At 37.5% G+C, this 18926-nt stretch carries 18 protein-coding genes; 16 read left to right on the top strand and 2 right to left on the bottom strand.

What is annotated here, in order from left to right:
- Positions 1–72 precede the first annotated feature (72 nt).
- Positions 73–549: a ribonuclease HI gene (rnhA, locus tag ACODST_RS27065; RefSeq protein ID WP_488935216.1), complete on the bottom strand. Its 477-nt coding sequence runs from the start codon at positions 547–549 to the stop codon at positions 73–75.
- A gap of 69 nt (positions 550–618) precedes the next feature.
- Positions 619–1194: a phosphoribosylglycinamide formyltransferase gene (gene purN, locus ACODST_RS27060; protein ID WP_488935215.1), complete on the bottom strand. Its 576-nt coding sequence runs from the start codon at positions 1192–1194 to the stop codon at positions 619–621.
- Positions 1195–1369: 175 nt separating this feature from the next.
- Between purN and ACODST_RS27055 the strand changes: the two genes are divergently transcribed.
- The 16 genes from ACODST_RS27055 (at position 1370) to ACODST_RS26980 (ending at position 18863) form a co-directional block, all read left to right on the top strand.
- On the top strand, positions 1370–1606 hold the full coding sequence (locus tag ACODST_RS27055; protein WP_007137004.1) for an acyl carrier protein: 237 nt from the start codon (positions 1370–1372) through the stop codon (positions 1604–1606).
- A 242-nt stretch (positions 1607–1848) separates the two neighbouring features.
- Positions 1849–3102 (top strand): beta-ketoacyl-ACP synthase II, encoded by a 1254-nt coding sequence (fabF, locus tag ACODST_RS27050; RefSeq protein ID WP_488935214.1) that lies wholly within the window; start codon positions 1849–1851, stop codon positions 3100–3102.
- A 9-nt stretch (positions 3103–3111) separates the two neighbouring features.
- On the top strand, positions 3112–3852 hold the full coding sequence (gene rnc, locus ACODST_RS27045; protein ID WP_488935213.1) for a ribonuclease III: 741 nt from the start codon (positions 3112–3114) through the stop codon (positions 3850–3852).
- Positions 3853–3977: 125 nt separating this feature from the next.
- Positions 3978–4466: an IPExxxVDY family protein gene (locus tag ACODST_RS27040; RefSeq protein WP_488935212.1), complete on the top strand. Its 489-nt coding sequence runs from the start codon at positions 3978–3980 to the stop codon at positions 4464–4466.
- 5 nt (positions 4467–4471) lie between these two features.
- Positions 4472–5905, top strand: a complete 1434-nt coding sequence (gene pyk / locus ACODST_RS27035) for a pyruvate kinase (RefSeq protein ID WP_488935211.1) — start codon at positions 4472–4474, stop codon at positions 5903–5905.
- Between the two features lie 450 nt (positions 5906–6355).
- Complete coding sequence (locus ACODST_RS27030; protein WP_488935210.1) at positions 6356–8029, top strand: arylsulfatase; 1674 nt, start codon at positions 6356–6358, stop codon at positions 8027–8029.
- A 64-nt stretch (positions 8030–8093) separates the two neighbouring features.
- Complete coding sequence (locus ACODST_RS27025) at positions 8094–9107, top strand: HAD family hydrolase (protein ID WP_488935209.1); 1014 nt, start codon at positions 8094–8096, stop codon at positions 9105–9107.
- A gap of 103 nt (positions 9108–9210) precedes the next feature.
- The gene (locus ACODST_RS27020; RefSeq protein ID WP_488935208.1) at positions 9211–10029 is read left to right on the top strand and encodes a hypothetical protein; all 819 of its coding nucleotides are present in this window, start codon (positions 9211–9213) and stop codon (positions 10027–10029) included.
- 40 nt (positions 10030–10069) lie between these two features.
- Positions 10070–11518: a DUF1254 domain-containing protein gene (locus ACODST_RS27015; RefSeq protein WP_488935207.1), complete on the top strand. Its 1449-nt coding sequence runs from the start codon at positions 10070–10072 to the stop codon at positions 11516–11518.
- Positions 11519–11528: 10 nt separating this feature from the next.
- Positions 11529–12929 carry a DUF2252 domain-containing protein gene (locus tag ACODST_RS27010; protein ID WP_488935206.1) on the top strand — a complete coding sequence of 467 codons (1401 nt, stop codon included), beginning with the start codon at positions 11529–11531 and terminating at the stop codon, positions 12927–12929.
- Positions 12930–12955: 26 nt separating this feature from the next.
- Positions 12956–13696, top strand: coding sequence for a DUF2092 domain-containing protein (locus tag ACODST_RS27005; RefSeq protein WP_488935205.1), 741 nt, complete (start codon positions 12956–12958; stop codon positions 13694–13696).
- Positions 13697–13714: 18 nt separating this feature from the next.
- The gene (locus ACODST_RS27000; protein WP_488935204.1) at positions 13715–14464 is read left to right on the top strand and encodes a DUF6515 family protein; all 750 of its coding nucleotides are present in this window, start codon (positions 13715–13717) and stop codon (positions 14462–14464) included.
- 205 nt (positions 14465–14669) lie between these two features.
- Positions 14670–15248: a DUF4136 domain-containing protein gene (locus ACODST_RS26995; protein ID WP_488935203.1), complete on the top strand. Its 579-nt coding sequence runs from the start codon at positions 14670–14672 to the stop codon at positions 15246–15248.
- Positions 15249–15387: 139 nt separating this feature from the next.
- The gene (locus ACODST_RS26990; protein ID WP_488935202.1) at positions 15388–16587 is read left to right on the top strand and encodes a helix-turn-helix domain-containing protein; all 1200 of its coding nucleotides are present in this window, start codon (positions 15388–15390) and stop codon (positions 16585–16587) included.
- Positions 16588–16640: 53 nt separating this feature from the next.
- Positions 16641–17615, top strand: a complete 975-nt coding sequence (locus ACODST_RS26985) for a SphA family protein (protein ID WP_488935201.1) — start codon at positions 16641–16643, stop codon at positions 17613–17615.
- Positions 17616–17675: 60 nt separating this feature from the next.
- Positions 17676–18863: a BamA/TamA family outer membrane protein gene (locus tag ACODST_RS26980; protein ID WP_488935200.1), complete on the top strand. Its 1188-nt coding sequence runs from the start codon at positions 17676–17678 to the stop codon at positions 18861–18863.
- The last annotated feature ends 63 nt before the right edge of the window (positions 18864–18926 follow it).

Raw genomic sequence — 18926 nt, 5'->3', positions numbered from 1 at the left:
TTTTCTTTCCATAAAAATGCCCTCAAATAGTGTCTAACTTTTTGGGGGCAGTTCAATACCTGATGCGTTTTTTTATTCTTTAGATCCGATCGTTTCGTAATAAACATCGACAGACAGTTTGGGCTGTACAGATGCCATAACGGCCAGTTGGTCACAGCGCTCGTTTTGCGGATGATTGTTATGGCCTTTAATCCATTTAAAGTCGACCTGGTGTTTGCGGTAGGCAATTAAAAAACGTTTCCATAAATCGGGATTCTTTTTGTCTTTATATCCCTTTTTCTCCCAGCCAAAAACCCATTTTTTTTCAACAGAGTCCACGACATACTTAGAATCGGAAACGACAAGCACTTTCATGTTTGGATTTTTTAGTTTTTCTAAACCTACAATTACAGCCAGAAGCTCCATTCGGTTATTAGTCGTCAGGCGAAAACCTTCGTAAAACTCTTTTTTATAAGGAGTGCCGACTAATTCCATTACCACGCCGTAACCGCCATTGCCGGGATTTCCTTTTGCCGCACCATCTGTATATATATGTACTTCGTGATTCATTTATTTATTTTAGATTGTAGATTTTAGATTGCAGATTTTATCGCTTTGTCTAAAATTGGAAATTGGAAATTAAATTTTGGAATTTTCCTCAAGTATTTGATGAATAATTTCCGGAAAATGTTTTTGTTCCAGTTCATGAATCTTTTCTGCCACTGTTTCAGGAGTGTCTTCGTCTGTTAAGGCAGTGTTTGCCTGAAAGATAATAGCGCCTTCATCATAGTTTTCGTTTACATAATGAATAGAGATTCCTGTTTCTTTCTCCTTATTATTTACAATGGCTCTGTGAATGTGCATTCCGTACATTCCTTTACCTCCGTATTTAGGTAAAAGGGCGGGATGAATATTAATTATTTTACCGGGATACTGTTCGATAATGTTCTCTGGAAATTTGAGTAAAAAACCGGCAAGAACGATCAAATCCGGGTCGATTTTCTGGATTTTTTGTAATACATTTCGCTCCAAAAGTTCGTTTTTTTCGAAGATTTCAACAGGAATTTGATGATTTTTGGCTCTGTCGATAACTTTTGCCGATGCGTTATTTGTAAAAACCGAAACGACCTTTGCAATTTCGGTGTTTGAAAAATATTTTATAATGTTTTCTGCGTTAGTTCCTGATCCTGAGGCAAAAACGATAATTTTTTTCATGATTGAGTTTGTTTTTAAAGTGCAAAAAACGGAATAAAAATCGAAAATAAATAGCTTTAAAACCGCTTTCTTAAAATTAATTTTATAAATTAGTGTCACATTTATAAAGTAAATAGTTGTTTTAAAATAAAGTTTTTTATTTTTGCCAACAAATTAAATTCTAAAATTAAAGATTATGTCAGACATTGCATCAAGAGTAAAAGCGATTATCGTAGACAAATTAGGTGTTGACGAAAACGAAGTTGTAACAGAAGCAAGCTTCACTAATGATTTAGGAGCTGACTCATTAGACACTGTTGAGCTTATTATGGAATTCGAAAAAGAATTTGATATTCAAATTCCAGACGATCAAGCAGAAAACATTGCTACTGTAGGTCAAGCTATTTCTTATATCGAGGAAGCAAAAAAATAATAATACCACACCCGATTTCTAAAAATCCCAATTTTTTGAAATTCCAAATTCCAATTTTGGAATTTGTTTTTTGAAATTTGAAATTTTTAAGGATCGGGTGTTATTATTTTTTTTAAAATTTAAATTTCGATTGATTTCCAATCAAAAAGATATATTTATATTGTAATACCCATGGCTCTTAAGTAGCAATACAGTTAAGAAAGCATGGGTTTTATTTGTTTAAAGACACAAAATACATATTTATGGCATTAAGGCGAGTTGTTGTAACAGGATTAGGTGCACTTACTCCTATTGGAAATAATATCCAGGAATATTGGGATGCACTTGTGAATGGGGTAAGCGGAGCCGCTCCTATCACATATTATGATACAGAGAAGCACAAAACGAAATTTGCCTGCGAAGTAAAAAACTTCAATATTGAAGATTACATGGATCGCAAGGAATCCCGCAGACTTGATAAATTTGCTCAATATGCAATTGCTGCCAGTGACGAAGCTATTAAAGATGCTGGACTTACTGATGATAATATCGATAAAACAAGAGTTGGTGTTATCTGGGGAGCTGGAATTGGAGGTTTAGAAACTTTCCAGGAAGAAGTAATGTATTATGCAAAAGGAGACGGAACTCCAAAGTTCAATCCGTTCTTTATTCCAAAAATGATTGCCGATATTGCTCCTGCGCATATTTCTATGCGTAACGGATATATGGGACCAAATTATACTACCGTTTCTGCATGTGCCTCTTCTGCAAATGCATTAATTGATGCTTTCAACTACATTCGTTTAGGAATGTGTGATGTTATTATCTCCGGTGGTTCAGAAGCAGCCGTAACTATTGCAGGTATGGGAGGTTTTAGCTCTATGCACGCTTTATCTACCAGAAACGAAAGTCCTGAAACAGCTTCCAGACCTTTTGATGCAACCAGAGATGGTTTTGTATTAGGAGAAGGAGCAGGTGCTTTGGTTTTGGAAGATTATGAACATGCAAAAGCAAGAGGAGCAAAAATTTACTGCGAAATCGGCGGAGGCGGAATGTCGTCTGATGCTTACCACTTAACAGCGCCACACCCTGAAGGAATTGGCGTTATTGCGGTAATGAAAAACACGCTGAAAGATGCCGGAATGAACCCGGAAGATGTTGATCACATTAATACTCATGGAACTTCTACACCATTAGGAGATGTTGCTGAATTGAAAGCCATCAGCGCTGTATTTGGTGACCATGCTAAAACAATCAATATCAACTCAACAAAATCAATGACAGGACACTTATTAGGTGCAGCCGGAGCTATCGAAGCCATTGCTTCTATCTTAGCGATGAAACACTCTATTGTTCCTCCAACGATTAACCATACTGTTGTAGATGAAAATATTGACCCATCATTAAACCTGACTTTAAACAAACCTCAAAAGAGAGAAGTAAATGTTGCTATGAGTAATACGTTTGGTTTTGGCGGGCATAATGCTTGTGTATTGTTTAAAAAACTAGCTGACTAATTTTCGTATATGAATATTATCAAAAAAATATTTTCTAAATCCCGTTCTCTAGAAGACGGGATTTTTTTTGACACTATTCAGAAAATTCTTGGTTTTCAGCCTGTAAATATTGAATATTACCGAAAAGCATTTACTCATAGATCGTCAAATAAGTTAGATGAAGCAGGGCATCCTATCAATTACGAACGTCTCGAATTTTTGGGAGACGCCATGTTAAGTGCCGTAATTGCTGCACATTTGTTTAACAAAGCACCCAATGGCGATGAAGGTTATCTGACCAAAATGCGTTCAAAAATAGTGAGCCGGGAACACTTAAATGAACTGGGTAAAGATTTAAATCTGGTACGTTTTGTAGAAAGTAAAGTGCCTGTCCAGCACTTTGGCGAAAACATTCACGGTAATATTTTTGAGTCTTTAATAGGCGCTATTTATCTGGATAAAGGGTATTCTTACTGCGAAAGGTTTATTCAAAAAAGAGTAATTACACCTTATGTCGATATTGCACGACTGGAAGGAAAAGTAATTAGTTACAAAAGTTTAGTTATCGAATGGTGTCAGAAAGAAAAGAGGATCTTTCATTATGATATTTTTGAAGATAACGGTATTGACGGACAACGTTTGTTTGGAGTCAAATTAAGTATAGACGATAAAGTGGTGGCACGCGCAAGAGCGACGTCAAAAAAGAAAGCAGAAGAGAAAGCTTCGCAGAGAGCTTATTTTGCATTTCAGGAAAAAATTGACAAGAAATAATTACAAAAATGCTGTAATTTTCTTAACGCTAAATCGTTTTCGTTTATAAATTAACAAAAACAAGTGCCTGATAACTATTGATGCTCCGTTAGAAATAGTATATTTACAACTTGATTTTTCATGACATGGCTGTTCATAGATTGGATTTAGACGAATTTGACGAAATTGATTATCATTTAATGGCAATTCATACTTCATTAGAAGATTATAGATTGGCCTATTTTATCAATAAAAACCTTCCGATCAACCTGAGTAAGAGCAAAAACGAGATCCATGCTCAAACTAAAGAAGGCGAGGCAAATTTTTCGAGATTTTATTATTATGATTCTGAGAAAGCTGTTTCATGGAATTTGATTCAGAATAAAAATGAGATCATTTCTGTGAGTACAAATGATTTCCAGAATTTGTTTTCTAATGAAACAAGTGAGGTTTCTACAACAATTCATTTACTTCCTGAATTCAAAAAGGTAGATTTTTTCCTGAAGATCGATAACAGTGAGGAGGCTGTCGATTTTTCAGAAATTCAGCAAAAACTAAATTCAATAGAAAGTATTGCAGCAATTTATGCTGTGGATACCAATAAAATAAAATCAAAAAACAATCTAATTTTTTAAAAAAAATGTTGACAAGTAAGAAAACCAAAATTGTTGCTACACTTGGGCCTGCCTGTAGTACAAGAGAGATCATCAAAGACATGATCGAAGCAGGGGTTAACGTGTTTAGAATCAATTTTTCGCATGCAGACTACGAAGGAGTAAAAGAAAAAATTAACATCATTAGAGGCTTAAACGAAGAGTTTGGTTACACTACAGCAATCCTTGGAGATTTGCAGGGACCAAAACTTAGAGTTGGAGTTATGGAAGAAGGTACCGTAGTTCACGATGGCGATCTTATCACTTTCACTACTGCCGAAGATATTATTGGAACGGCTCAGAGAGTGTTCATGAAATATCAAAATTTCCCAAATGATGTTAACGAAGGAGAGCGTATTCTGCTTGATGACGGTAAACTTATTTTTGAAATTGTTTCAACAGACAAAAAAACAGAAGTTGTTGCTAGAGTTATTCAGGGCGGGGAGTTAAAATCTAAAAAAGGGGTTAACCTTCCAAACACAAAAATCTCTTTACCGGCTTTAACAGAAAAAGATATTGCAGATGCGATTTTCGCAATCGAACAAAAAGTAGACTGGATCGCACTTTCATTCGTGAAAACCCCTCGCGATTTACAGGATTTGCAAGAATTAATTGCGAAACATTCTGAAGTTAAAATTCCTATCGTTGCTAAAATTGAAATGCCGGAAGCTCTTGAGAACATGGATAAAATTGTAGCATACTGCGACGGTTTAATGGTGGCTCGTGGAGATCTTGGTGTTGAGCTTCCTGCTCACGAAGTACCATTGGTTCAAAAAGATTTGATCCGCAGAGCTAAAACGGCGAGAATTCCGGTTATCGTTGCGACACAAATGATGGAAACAATGATTACAAGTTTAACTCCAACAAGAGCTGAGGTAAATGACGTTGCCAACTCGGTAATGGATGGAGCTGATGCTGTAATGTTATCAGGAGAAACGGCTACAGGAAACTATCCTGTACAGGTTATCCAGAGAATGGCACAAATTTGTGAGGCAGTTGAGAACTCTCCACTAATTCAGGTTCCTCAGAACACGCCGCAAATCAAAACAAAACGATTTGTTACTAAAACAGTTTGCCACCAGGCAGCTTTGTTAGCTAACGAAATCGAAGCAAAAGCAATTTGTACATTAACAAACAGTGGTTATACTGCTTTCCAAATCTCTGCCTGGAGACCATCTTCTGCACACATTTTAGTATTTACTTCAAACAGAAGAATCCTGACACAATTAAATTTATTATGGGGAGTTAAATCATTCTTCTATGATAATGAAGAAAGTACAGACGATACGGTTACAGATGTAAATAAAATTGCGGTTGAAAAAGGGTATGCATCAAAAGGAGATTATTTAATCAATCTTGCTGCAATGCCAATTAAAGACAAAGGAATGGTAAACACCATGAGAGTTTCTGAAATAGAATAGTTTTATTAAAAAATTGTAATAAATAAAAGAGCCATCCGCAAAGGGTGGCTTTTTTTGTACTTGCAATTCAAGAGAAAAGGGTTTTCGGTTTTATTCTGAAACAGAAAAAAGGAAAAACAATACTGCTTTTTAAGAAAAATTGGATGTTGCAAATTATAAAATGCAACAAGCCGGAGCAAAATAAAACTTTTTTTATGTTGCAAATTATAACTTGCAACAACGTAAGCCCTTAAAAATGGGATGATTAGGTTTTTTATTGTTTAATTTTGAGACACTTAACAAAACGTTAAAAAAATGTTGTTGCAAATTCCCCCTTTGTCAGCAGCAAAAATGTTCTAAGAAATTGCTTTTAATACAGGTTGCCTTTCTGCTTTATTTGGAGCAGAAAATTATAGTTCGATTTTTAGATACAACCCTTATACAAACGAATTATTAACAAATCTTATTACCATGAAACAAAGTAACATTAGAAATGCCTTAATGCTTTTTGCATTAGTATGCTTCACAATTGTTCAGGTGAAAGCTCAAAATAAAAAAATCAACATTTTAGTATTATGGGGCGATGATATAGGAACTACCAATATCAGCGCTTATAGTGACGGCCTTATGGGGTATACTACACCTAACATTGATCGTTTAGCCAATGAAGGATTACGGTTCTTACATTATTATGGTGAACAAAGCTGTACAGCAGGACGTGCCGCCTTTTTAACAGGGCAGCATGGCCTTCGTACCGGACTTACAAAAGTAGGATATCCCGGTGCGCCTATGGGAATGAGTCAGTTAGATCCTTCCGTTGGCGGAATCATGAAAAGTCTGGGATATGTAACAGGTCAGTTTGGTAAAAATCACGTGGGAGATCGCAATGAAAATCTGCCAACTGTAAATGGTTTTGATGAGTTTTTTGGCAACCTGTACCATTTAAATGCAGAGGAAGAGCCGGAATTACCGGATTATCCCAAAGATCCGGAATATTTGAAAAGATTTGGTCCAAGAGGTGTTTTAAAATGTACCGCTACCAATACAGATGATGCGGCAACAGATCCTCGTTTTGGGAGAGTTGGAAAACAAAGAATTGAGGATACAGGCCCTCTTACTAAAAAAAGAATGGAAACCATCGATGATGAAACCTCTGCTGCAGCCATTGATTTTATAAAGAGACAAAATGCAGCAGGGAAACCATTTTTCTGCTGGTTTAATGCTACACGTATGCACCTTCGTACTCATGTTAGGGCAGAACACCGGGGAAGATATACCCATGGAGACAGCGAGTACATCGATGGTATGATTGAACATGATGAAACTATAGGAAGTATTTTAAAAACATTAGACGATTTAGGAATTGCCGATAATACGATCGTAATCTATTCAACAGATAATGGTCCCCATATGAATACCTGGCCAGATGGTGCTATGACACCATTTCGCTCTGAAAAAAACACCAACTGGGAAGGAGCTTTCCGTGTACCTTGTATAGTACGCTGGCCGGGAGTTATTAAACCGGGAACAATTACAAATGAACTAATGGGCCATAACGACTGGATACCAACTCTTGCTTCTATTGCCGGAGAACCAGACATCATCAATAAGCTTTTAAAAGGATATAATGCCAATGGAAAAACCTATAAAGTACATTTGGATGGTTTTGATCAAAGTAATTTTTTACGAGGTAAAACACAAAAGAGTGCCAGAGAAAAATTCTTTTATACAGATGATGACGGACTTTTAGTTGGTTTAAGAGAAGGCGATTATAAATATGTTTTTGCAGAACAGCGTTTACCGGGAACAATGGGTGTATGGGCAGAACCTTTTACGAAATTACGTCTCCAAAAAATATTCAATTTATATCAGGATCCGTTTGAGCGTGCAGACATCACTTCTAATACATACTGGGACTGGGTTATGAATCATGTTCAGATGGTATATGGTGCAATACAAGACGTGGTTGTTTTTGCCGAAACCTTTAAGGAATACCCTCCAAGATCCATTCCGCCAAGTTTCTCGGCTTATACTATTATGGAGGAAGAAATGAAAGCGATTAAGGGACAAAATTATATAGAGAAAAATTTGCTGCCTAAATTAAAAGAAGAGGTCACATCAGATAAAAAATCAGGTAAGAAATAGTAGTAACGGTACAGGAAACAGTGTGGTATAAAGCATTGTTTCCTGTACACAAATATTGTTCATTATGAAAAAAAGAATAATATTGCCATTACTTCTGATTTTCTTATTCATTTCATGTAAAAAACAGTCAGAAGAAAATACAAATACTTCAAAAGACAATACAGCGGCTGCCATTGTTGGTGACCCGCTGCCAAGCTGGAATAACGGACCATTAAAAGAAGATATCCTTGCTTATGTTGAAAAAATAACCAAAAAAGGGAGTCCGGATTTTATTCCCGTTGAAAACAGAATCGCCACTTTCGATAACGATGGTACACTTTGGGCCGAAAAACCTTTAGTACAGGAATTGTTTGCTTTTTACCGTGTAAAAAAAATGGTGGAAGCTAATCCTGCTCTGGCACAAAAACAGCCTTTTAAAGCGGTCCTGGAAAAAGATAAAAGCTACTTTGAAAAAGGCGGAGATAAAGCCCTTATAGAACTTGTAGCAGCCACCCATACCGGAATGTCTGAAGATGCATTTGAAGCTTCGGTGGCAGATTTTTTTAAGGATGCGAAATATCCGGGTAAAAATACTCCCGTCAGACAAATACGCTATCAGCCTCAGTTGGAGCTATTGCATTACCTGCGTGCCAATGGCTTCAAAACCTTTATTGTAACAGGAGGTACGATTGAAGTAGTGAGGGGAATTTCACAAGAGTTTTACGGAATACCAAAAGAACAGGTGGTAGGGACTTCTTTTAAATACAAATACGATCCCGATAAAAATGTGGTACAGAGAGAGCCGGCTCTGGATCTCTTTAATGATAAAGAAGGCAAACCCGTTAGTATACAGCTTCATATTGGGCAGCGTCCTGTTTTTGCGTGCGGAAACGAAGGAGGAGCGGGAGACCTTGCTATGCTTAAGTATTCGCAGGGCAGTAAATATCCTTCCTTTCAGCTGCTGGTAAACCATAACGATTCTATTCGGGAATATACTTATCAGGAAAAAGATAATTTATCATTAAAGACGGCAGCGCAGAATAAATACCACGTAATCAGTATGAAAGATGACTGGAAAAAAGTTTTTGCAGATAAATAATTTGAATTAGTTAGGATCTAAAATGAAGCGGCTTTTTGCTTTCCGGAAAGCTGTTTCATTTGGATTTTAAAAGTGATTAGGAACCTTTTAAAATGATAATCCAATGAAACACATTTCTACAAAATTATTTTGCCGTTTACTCCTTTTCCTTTTTTCAAATATGGTTTTGGCTCAGGAAGAAACACCAAAATCCGGAAACAGCGCTCAGGAACTTGCAGATAAATTAGCCAACCCTGTTGCGAGTTTAATAAGTGTGCCGCTTCAGAACAATTTAAATTACGGAATCGGGCCTTATAACGGAGTTAAATATACCATCAACATACAGCCGGTTATTCCGTTTAAATTGTCAGACAATCTGAATTTAATTACCCGTTATATACTGCCTGTGGTCGATCAAAGAAACATAACGGGGTTCAATACACACGAATTTGGATTAAGCGATGCCACCGTTACGGCTTTTTTTGCGCCTAAAAGTACTAAACTGATATACGGAATTGGTCCGGCCTTTTTAGTTCCAACGGCAACAGAAAAACTGTTAGGAACCGAAAAATTCGGTCTTGGTCCCAGTTTATTAATCATGCATCAGGGAAAAGGTCTTTCGGTAGGGTTTATAGCCAATCAGATCTGGTCTGTTGCCGGAGCTTCAGATCGTGCCGATTTTAATAGTTTTTATACCCAGATTTTCCTGTCGCATAGTTATAAAAGCGGTGCCAACTGGGGAATCAATGCAGAAATTACTCAAAATTGGGAAGGTAATACTACCTTAATTTCTTTGAATCCAATGATGGGGGGTATTACCAAATTTGGCGATCAGGTGGTACAGTTTTCAGTACAGCCCTTAATTCCTATTGTGGGCCACGAGGCGATAAAACCAGACTGGGGTTTAAGAGCTGTTGTGGCTTTTGTATTTCCGGGTTCATAAAAACGTTTTAATTCTTTTCCCATACAAAAAAATTAAAATCATGAAAGCAAAAATATTCTCAATACTTGCTATTGCACTCTTAACCTCATGCAATAAAGCTTCGACAGAAAAAACAGAAAACGTAAGTTCCAGTCCGGTCTCTGGGGATTTTAAACCTGCTAATTTGAATGAACAAGCCCTATATAATCGTGCATTTGAAACAGTAGTTTGGGGTATGCCAGCCGTAAATTTTGAATTGTTAAATGAAAGTTTGATAAAAGCAAAAGGCAGTTTCAATCAAATTATCTATTGGTCGGGTTTGATAAACTCAAAGAATCAGAGCTTAACGCCAAATCCGGATGTTATTTATGTAAATCCATTATATGATACCAGAAAAGGTCCTGTTGTTTTGGAGATTCCGCCAGCGGAAGGAAGTTCTTCTTTTACAGGAAGTCTTGATGATGGCTGGCAGACCGCTATTGAAGATATTGGTCCAGCCGGAGTTGATAAAGGAAAAGGGGGAAAATATATAATTCTTCCGCCAGATTATAAAGATAAAGTACCATCTGGATATATTCCAATGCCATCTTCAACCTACACAGGTTTTGCTATTTTGCGTTCTAATCTTACGGACGGAAGTCCAAATGATATTAAACGTGCTGTTGAATACGGAAAACGTGTTAAAATTTATCCTTATTCTCAGGCAGCAAATCCTCCTGCAACGCAGTTTTTAGATTTGCTGGAAGTTAATTTCAGTAATACCATTCCATACAATTTTCATTTTTTCGAAATCTTAAATCAGTTTGTACAGCGTGAACCCTGGTTGACACGTGATTTGGTTATGATCGATTTTTTAAAAACAATCGGAATAGAAAAAGGAAAAACTTTTGAAGCTGATGCCAGAACAAAAGAGATTTTGGAAGCGGCCGTAAAAGATGCCGGAAAGTGGATCGACAGTAAATATCAGGCAATTTTTAAACCTCCTTATTATGAAGGAACCAATTGGGCTTTACCGGCTTCGCCAGATGTTGTAAAAGCAATAATGTCAAATTACCTGGCTCCCAATATGTATCCGGTAAGCGAAAGAGCGATAAGTTATTCGATGGCTTATTTCAGTACTAAGCATTTAGGAACAGGTCAGTATTATTTAATGTCGATTAAAGATGACAAAGGTCAGGAGTTTGACGGATCAAAATTGTATCAGCTGCATCTGCCTCCAAACGTACCTATAAAATTGTATTGGTCCATTACAGTATATGATCGACAAACTCATGCACTAATCAAAAACATGAAATATTCCAGCCGTTCTTCTACTTCTCCCGGACTTCAAAAAAACAGCGATGGTTCTGTAGATCTTTATTTTGGAGCGAAAGCTCCGGCGGGTAAAGAAAACAATTGGGTTCCAACAGATTCAAAAGGAAAATTTGAATTACTGGCACGTTTTTACGGACCTGAAAAAGGCTTTTTTGAAAAATCATGGAAAATGGGCGATGTTACAGAAGTAAAATAAGAACCGTTTTATGACAGGAAAAACAGCAGATAAGACCGAAGTTTCATTTGATCCGTCAGCATCAAAAGCAGAACGTTATGAGAAAGGGGAGGCATTAAGAAAAAAGGTGCCGCGCTCCTCCCATCAGGAATGGACGGCTGCAGAAGATCGTGAAGATCCGGTTGCTGTTTTGATAAAAACAAGTACGGGAAGAATCGAGAGTCTGCTGCCTATTCGCTACAGCAGAATGATGGAATCGCCTTTTGCTTTTTTTAGAGGATCTGCCGCAATTATGGCAGCAGATCTGGCTCATACATCCAGTACCGGAATAGAATTACAGCTTTGCGGGGATTGCCATTTAATGAATTTTGGAGGTTTTGCTACTCCGGAACGTAAGCTGGTCTTTGACATTAATGATTTTGACGAAACATTTCAGGGCCCCTGGGAATGGGATGTAAAGAGGCTGGCAGCCAGTTTTGCCATAGCAGGAAAATGGAGAAAGTTTTCGAATAAAAGCTGTAAAGAATTTGCCTGGCATGCGGCAGACAGTTATAAACGACATATGCTGGAATACAGCAAATTATCGGCACTGCAGATCTGGTATGCCGACATTGATCTTGCAGAACTTATTGATCTGGGAAAAGACGAAGAACTAAAAGAGTTTCAGCAAAAAAGGATCAAAAAAGCGGCAGAATATACTGCTCATGAAAAAGAGTTTGCGAAAATGACCTATCAGGATGGTATACGGGCCAGAATAAAAGACGAACCGCCGTTGATATTTCATCCTGCAGGGAACGCAGAAAAAGAAATCCTGAAAGAAGTGGAGATCGTTCATAAACGTTATATAGAGTCGCTGCCGGATGACCGGCAGGTTTTATTAAGCCGTTATACCCTGCATGATTTAGCAATTAAGGTGGTAGGCGTAGGAAGTGTGGGAACACTGTGCGGAATTTATTTACTGATGTCGGCTACAGGTGAACCTATTTTTTTGCAGTTTAAAGAAGCCAGACAAAGCGTTTTGGAACCTAATGTAAAAAACAAACCTAAGTATAAGCATCAGGGCGAACGGATTGTGATGGGACAAAAACTGATGCAGTCTGCGTCGGATATGTTTTTAGGATGGACAAACGATGACAAAGGACGGTTTTTTTATATCCGTCAGCTCAGGGATGCCAAAGTAAAACCGGTAATTGAAATTATGAAGGAAGAAAACATGGCCGATTATGCTAAAGCCTGCGGCTGGGCGCTGGCAAGGGCACATGCCCGATCCGGAGATCCCTCGCTGTTGTCCGGTTATATGGGAAACAGTAATGAGTTTGCCAATGCCGTTTCAAAATTTGCCATGGCTTATGCCCGTCAAAACGAACTCGATTATCAAAAAATGATGCAGGCCGTAAAAGAAGGAAAGCTGCCAATAGCGTCAGAAATATAGTTTTCATTATTTAAAAAAATATAGACATGAATAAAAAAGTATTGTTTTTAATAGGTATGGCGGCCATTACTTTTGCAGCAAAAGCACAGACACAGCGCATAGATTCTGCAGCCGTTTATATTCTGCACAGAACAACAGAATTACTGCAGTATATAAAATCGTGCAGTTTTAAATCGGTAATGACGTACGATATTTATAACGAAAGCCTGGGATTGATCAAACATTCTGTAAATGAAAAAGTTTCGATCAAGTTTCCAGATAAAATGAAGATTACTTCCAGCGGCGATAAAGGAAACCGGAGCTTGTGGTATAATGGTAAAAATTTAAGCTATTATTCTTTTGATAATAACACTTATGCTCTTGCTGCGGCACCAAAGTCAGTTATTGAAACCATAGACGAAACCAGTAAAAATCTTGGAATTGAGTTTCCTGCTGCTGATTTTTTCTATGAATCGTTTCTGGAAGATTTAGGGACCGAAAAAGGAAACCTGATTTATTTAGGAAAAACCATTCTTGATGATAAAGAATGTTATCATATAGCCGGTACGGACAAAGATAAAAGCTTTCAGTTCTGGATAGGAAACGATGATTTTTTCCTGCCGGTTAAAATGGTAATTGTATATAGCAATGATAAAGATAAACCACAGTATGAAGCGGTTTACAAAGACTGGGTCATCAATCCTGATTTCCCGGATTATATGTTTGAATTTATGCCCCCGCCCAAAGCAGCCAAAGTGAAACTTCTGCCAAGAGAAACTAAAAAATAATCATTTAATACTGTAACCATGAAAACAGCATTATTAAAAAACATAAAACTTCTGATTCTTGCCGTAGTATTTATAATGATGATGATAACGCCGGAATCAGCAGCTGCACAGCGTTTTGGACATTTTACGCCTCATGCCGTAATGCCAAGACCTATGCCGATACATCCGCCGGCACCAAGGCCTATTCCGCCCGGACCGAGACCAATACCGCCGGGCCCAAGACCTATTCCACCCGGACCACGGCCAATTCCGCCGCATCCATATCCAAGACCGCTGCCTCCGCCGCCTTTTCATCCGTATCCGGTGCCTTATCCTTATATCTATCATCCTTTTGTACCTTATTACTGGGGACCAACCTGGTATCCGATAGGATTTTTTGCTGCTACGCTTACAACGGCCGCCATTGTTATTTCGGTCGAAAATAACCAGTACAATTATGACGACGGGGTTTATTATGTAAAAGATTCCGGAGGATACAAAGTAGTTCCGGCACCTATTGGAGCTGTCATTTCAGAACTCCCGAAAGGGTACGTAACGATTGTAGTTTCGGGTACTGATTATTACTATTATGGCGGAACCTATTATATGAAAGATTCCGGTAAATACAAAGTCGTCAATGCGCCTGTAGGTGCCGTGGTTACACATCTTCCCGAAGGATCGGAAGAGAAAACCATAGACGGGCAAAAGTATATGATTTACAATAATGTGTATTACCAGCCTATTTCAAAAGAAGGGCAGGACAGCTATGTAGTTGTGCAGGGAAAATAAGACAGTTTATATTAAGTAAGAATTTTTTTTCACAAAAGTATGTTAATTAAATAAAATGATTTATCTTTGAATGTTTGCTAAAAGCCTGTAGCATAGTTGTTTATGTGTATCAGCACATTTGTCGAAGCCTTTATCGTTCATTCATGATTTTTCAGAATTATAATTTCAAGTTAAGCCATTAATTATTAATTTAAATTCTACAAAAATGAATATTAAAAGAACTAATCTTCGCATACTCCCAATTTTAGTTTTGGGTTTAGTTTACAGCTGTTCCCCAACAGTAAAAGTTACAACAGATTATGATCATACTGCCAATTTCAGTGAATATAAAACTTTTGCAGTTTATGATTTAAAAGCACAGCAGGGACAGGTAAATCAGTTAAATGTTGACCGTGTTACCAATGCCATCCGTGCCGAAATGATTGCTAAAGGATTTACCGAGAGTTCAAATCCTGATTTAAAAGTAAATGCCGTTTCTATTTTAAAAAATAAAACTTCCGTATCTGCCAATACTGATTTCTATGCCTATGGAGGAATGTACCGCCCTTACGGATACTGGGGAGGCGGCCCAATGATGGGAGGGGCCAATACTACCTTTAATACCTATGATTATGTCGATGGTTCACTGGTAATTGATATTGTTTCTTCCAAAACCCAAAAACTGGTGTGGCAGGGTATCGGAAATGCCGAAATCGATAGTAAACCAGACAATCCCGAAGAGTTTATAAACAGCTCTATTAAAAAAATCTTAGCAGGATTTCCTCCGGGCGCAGTAAAAAAATAGGTTTAAAATTCTATTCTAAAAACAGGCTGTACTTTTCTTTTGAGATTAGTACAGCTTATCAAATTGCACTTTGAATTTTCTTTGGAATTTGTCTTTTCCAAAAGAAAACAGGACGACTATTAATTTAAGCTTAGAACTTATGATCGATATAGTACTTTCACTTTTCTTTTTTATAGCTACAATTGTTGGATTTGCGACTTCCTTGATGGTCCTTTTTTCAAAGAAAAACTATTCCAAAAGTTTTTTCTTAGGACTGTTTTTGTTCAGTCTTGCGGTTGTCAGTATTTATAATTTTTACTTATCGGCCAATGTTTTTAAGGATTTTCCCGATCTGTTTATGATCACTAAATCTTTTATTTTTTTAGCGGCTCCCTGTGCTTTTTTATATGTGAGAAGTATTTTGTTCCCGGATTCTGTTTTTAAAAAATATGACTGGATTCATTTTCTGCCTTTTCTGGTGTATTTTTCACTGACCATTATAGTCTGGATTGGTAATTATGCTAATATTTACTTTATAGACTATATTTCACGAAAAATAAAAAGTCCGTTTTCGATGCTAAGCCTCAGCGTCTGGCTCATTTATTCTTTTTGTCAGACCATGATGATTTTAAACTACGATATTAAAAGGTTTAAAGACAATCAGTTTAACAGAATTAAAATTCTCAACTGGATCCGGGTTTATAATTTGGTGATCTTGTTTTTGTTTTCAACGCTGTTTGTACATTTCTTTTTAATGAAACGTGTAGATAAAATAGATTATTCCTGTTATATCTTAATATCGTCTGTATTGGTTTTTACAGTGGGCTGGCTCTATTTCAAACCTCAGATTTTTTATGATACAACAGTTGAAACCGATGCACTAGAATTCATTGAAGATAATCTGGTAACCTCTTTTAGTACACAGGAAACGAAAAACACAACACCTTTAGTAAAAGAGTTAACCCCCGAAAAAAGGCAGCAGTATCTGGCCAAACTGGAGAGTATTTTTGCATCGAAGAAACTTTTTTTAAAGAAAGATCTGGTAATCAGGGATATTTCAGAAGAAACCGGAATTACGGTAAATAACCTTTCCAATTTGATTAATTCAGAATTTAATCTTCATTTTCAGGATTATATCAATCTGAAACGGATCGAATATTTTAAAGAAAAAATAAACGATTCCGACTGGAAAGACTTATCGCTCGAAGGTATGGCCTGGGCATCGGGATTTAAGTCCAGAACTACTTGTTTCAGGGCTTTTATAAAACATACCGGAAAATCGCCTTCTGAATATTTCAGAGTAATCAGGATTAGTCCCGAGAAAACCGGCTCCTATTTTTTTAAACAGTCTATAAATTAAACAAAGCTGGTAAAGACCGTTTACGGGACTAGTATTAATTAAAAAAAGCAGTTATGAAAATAAAACTATATCAACGAACAATCCTTAAACCCGGACTAACGATACTCTTTTTTTCCATTTGTTTTTTAGCACAGGCGCAGCTTAAAGGAGGCCATATTTTAGGAGCAATGGGATTACAGTCGGGAACTCAGGCACCGGAAAATACATTAAGTGTATATGTTCCGGGCTATTTATACGATGCCTGTTCACTGCGAAATGCCGATGGTGACGAATCCGTTGCCAATCCAGATATTACCATGTTCATTACAGGTGCCGGAGCCTCTTATGTAAGTGATTTTAAAATTTTAGGTGCCAATTACGGAGCTACTATTTTACTGGCTTTTGCATCGAATACCATTCAGGGAAACACACTTGACGCTAAAAATTCCCTTGCTTTTACTGATATGTATATACAGCCCGTGCAATTAGGCTGGCATCATAAAAGGGCCGATTTTGTGTTTAGCTATTCCTTATATCTCCCAACCGGAAGGTTTACCGCAGGAGCATCAGACAATGCCGGTTTAGGAATGTTCATGAACGAGTTTTCGGCCGGAACAACCCTCTTTTTTAACGATAAAAAAACATTTCATTTTTCAGCTTTGGCCGCTTATGAAATTAACGGAAAAAAGAAAGATACCGACATTAAAACCGGAGACATCTTAAGCGTTGAAGGTGGACTCGGTAAAACATTTTATATGCTGAATACCGAAAAAACAGCTCCAAAATCGATTTTAAATGCAGGACTGATCTACTATTTACAGTATAAAGTTTCTAGTGATAAAATACCGGCCGGAAATATCATACTTGAACCCGATAAAGATAAAATTGCGGGTCTGGGTGCCGAGGTGAATTATTTTCATATTGGCTGCCGGACTTCTGCCGGACTTCGCTGGATTTCAGAATTTGGTGCCGAAAGCCGTTTTCAGGGAAACACTTTTTTCCTTACCCTCGCTCATGTATTCAGTTTAGCAAAAGAAAAGAAAGGCTGATACAGAATTACAAAAGAGCATGTTTTTTACAAGAATACACTAAATTTTAAATGGATGTAAATGAAAAATAGAGATTCAGGTTCTACACTAAAAAACAGTCGGCTTTTTCAAAGGATGGTTTTCACTTTTACAGTCTGTTTTTTTTCTTTTAGTTCCCTTTTTGGACAAAAACAGCATATCAGCGTAAAAGATTCCCTTGACGGTGCTTTCGATTTAAGCGATTACATTATTTATGCCCACGGTTTTATTGTCGTGCCTACTATAATTACAGAACCTGCTTTAGGAAATATTGGAGGTGCTTTGGTGCCTATTTTTCTTAAGAAACATGCTCCGGTAGTTGACGAAAATGGCAAAAAACGTTTTATAAACCCCGATATAACCGGAGGAATTGGAATGTATACCGGAAATAAAAGCTGGATGGCAGGGGCTTTTCGTTCTTCGACCCTGATAAAACAACGAATTTTGTACCGTATAGCAGCGGGTTACGGCGATGTCAATTTGTCGTTTTATGAAAACAATCTGCCCAATGTGCCCGATCAGGAATTTAAACTCAATTTCAGGTCGACTATTTTTTATACCCAATGGTTAAAACAATTTCGAAATGCCAAATGGAGTGCCGGGCCGCAGTACCTTTTTTTAAATTCTAAAATTAACCTTCCTGATTTTAATCTCCCTCCGCCCTTTGTAAAACCCGGAGATATAAAAAGCACGGTCAGTCAGTTTGGCGGGGCAATCCAATTTGACGGACGTGACAATATCTTTACACCAGATAAAGGAATCCGGATTCAGTCCGACTTTTTCTGGTCAGATGATGCAATAGGCAGTGATTACGATGCCTGGAGGGTTAATTTTTCAGCAATAGGATATCATCCGGTAACTAAAAACCTGATAGGCGGGCTCAGGGTAGAAGGAGAGCAGGCGTTTGGGAGTCCGCCATTTTATTTAAGGCCAGGAATCAATTTAAGAGGAATTCCGGCAGCCCGGTATCAGGGCAAAACCAGTATTGTTACCGAAGCCGAATTGCGATGGGATGTGTACAGAAGATGGAGTCTTATGGGTTTTGGCGGATTGGCGAGTGCTTTTAACGACTGGGATCAGGCTTTTGCCAAACCTGTGGTTTACAGTTACGGAACTGGTTTTAGGTATTTAATAGCCCGAAAATTCAAGCTCCGTATGGGAATCGATGTCGCGAAAGGAAATGAAGACTGGGCGTACTATATTGTTTTTGGAAGCAACTGGATGAGGTAGGTTTTTTTAGTTAAGAGTTAAGAGTTAAGAGTTAAGAGTTAAGAGTTAAGAGTTAAGAGTTAA

The sequence above is a fragment of the Flavobacterium sp. FG19 genome (assembly GCF_057809475.1).
The sequence above is the reverse complement of the archived record's forward strand: the minus strand, read 5'-3'. Positions and strand labels throughout refer to the sequence as shown.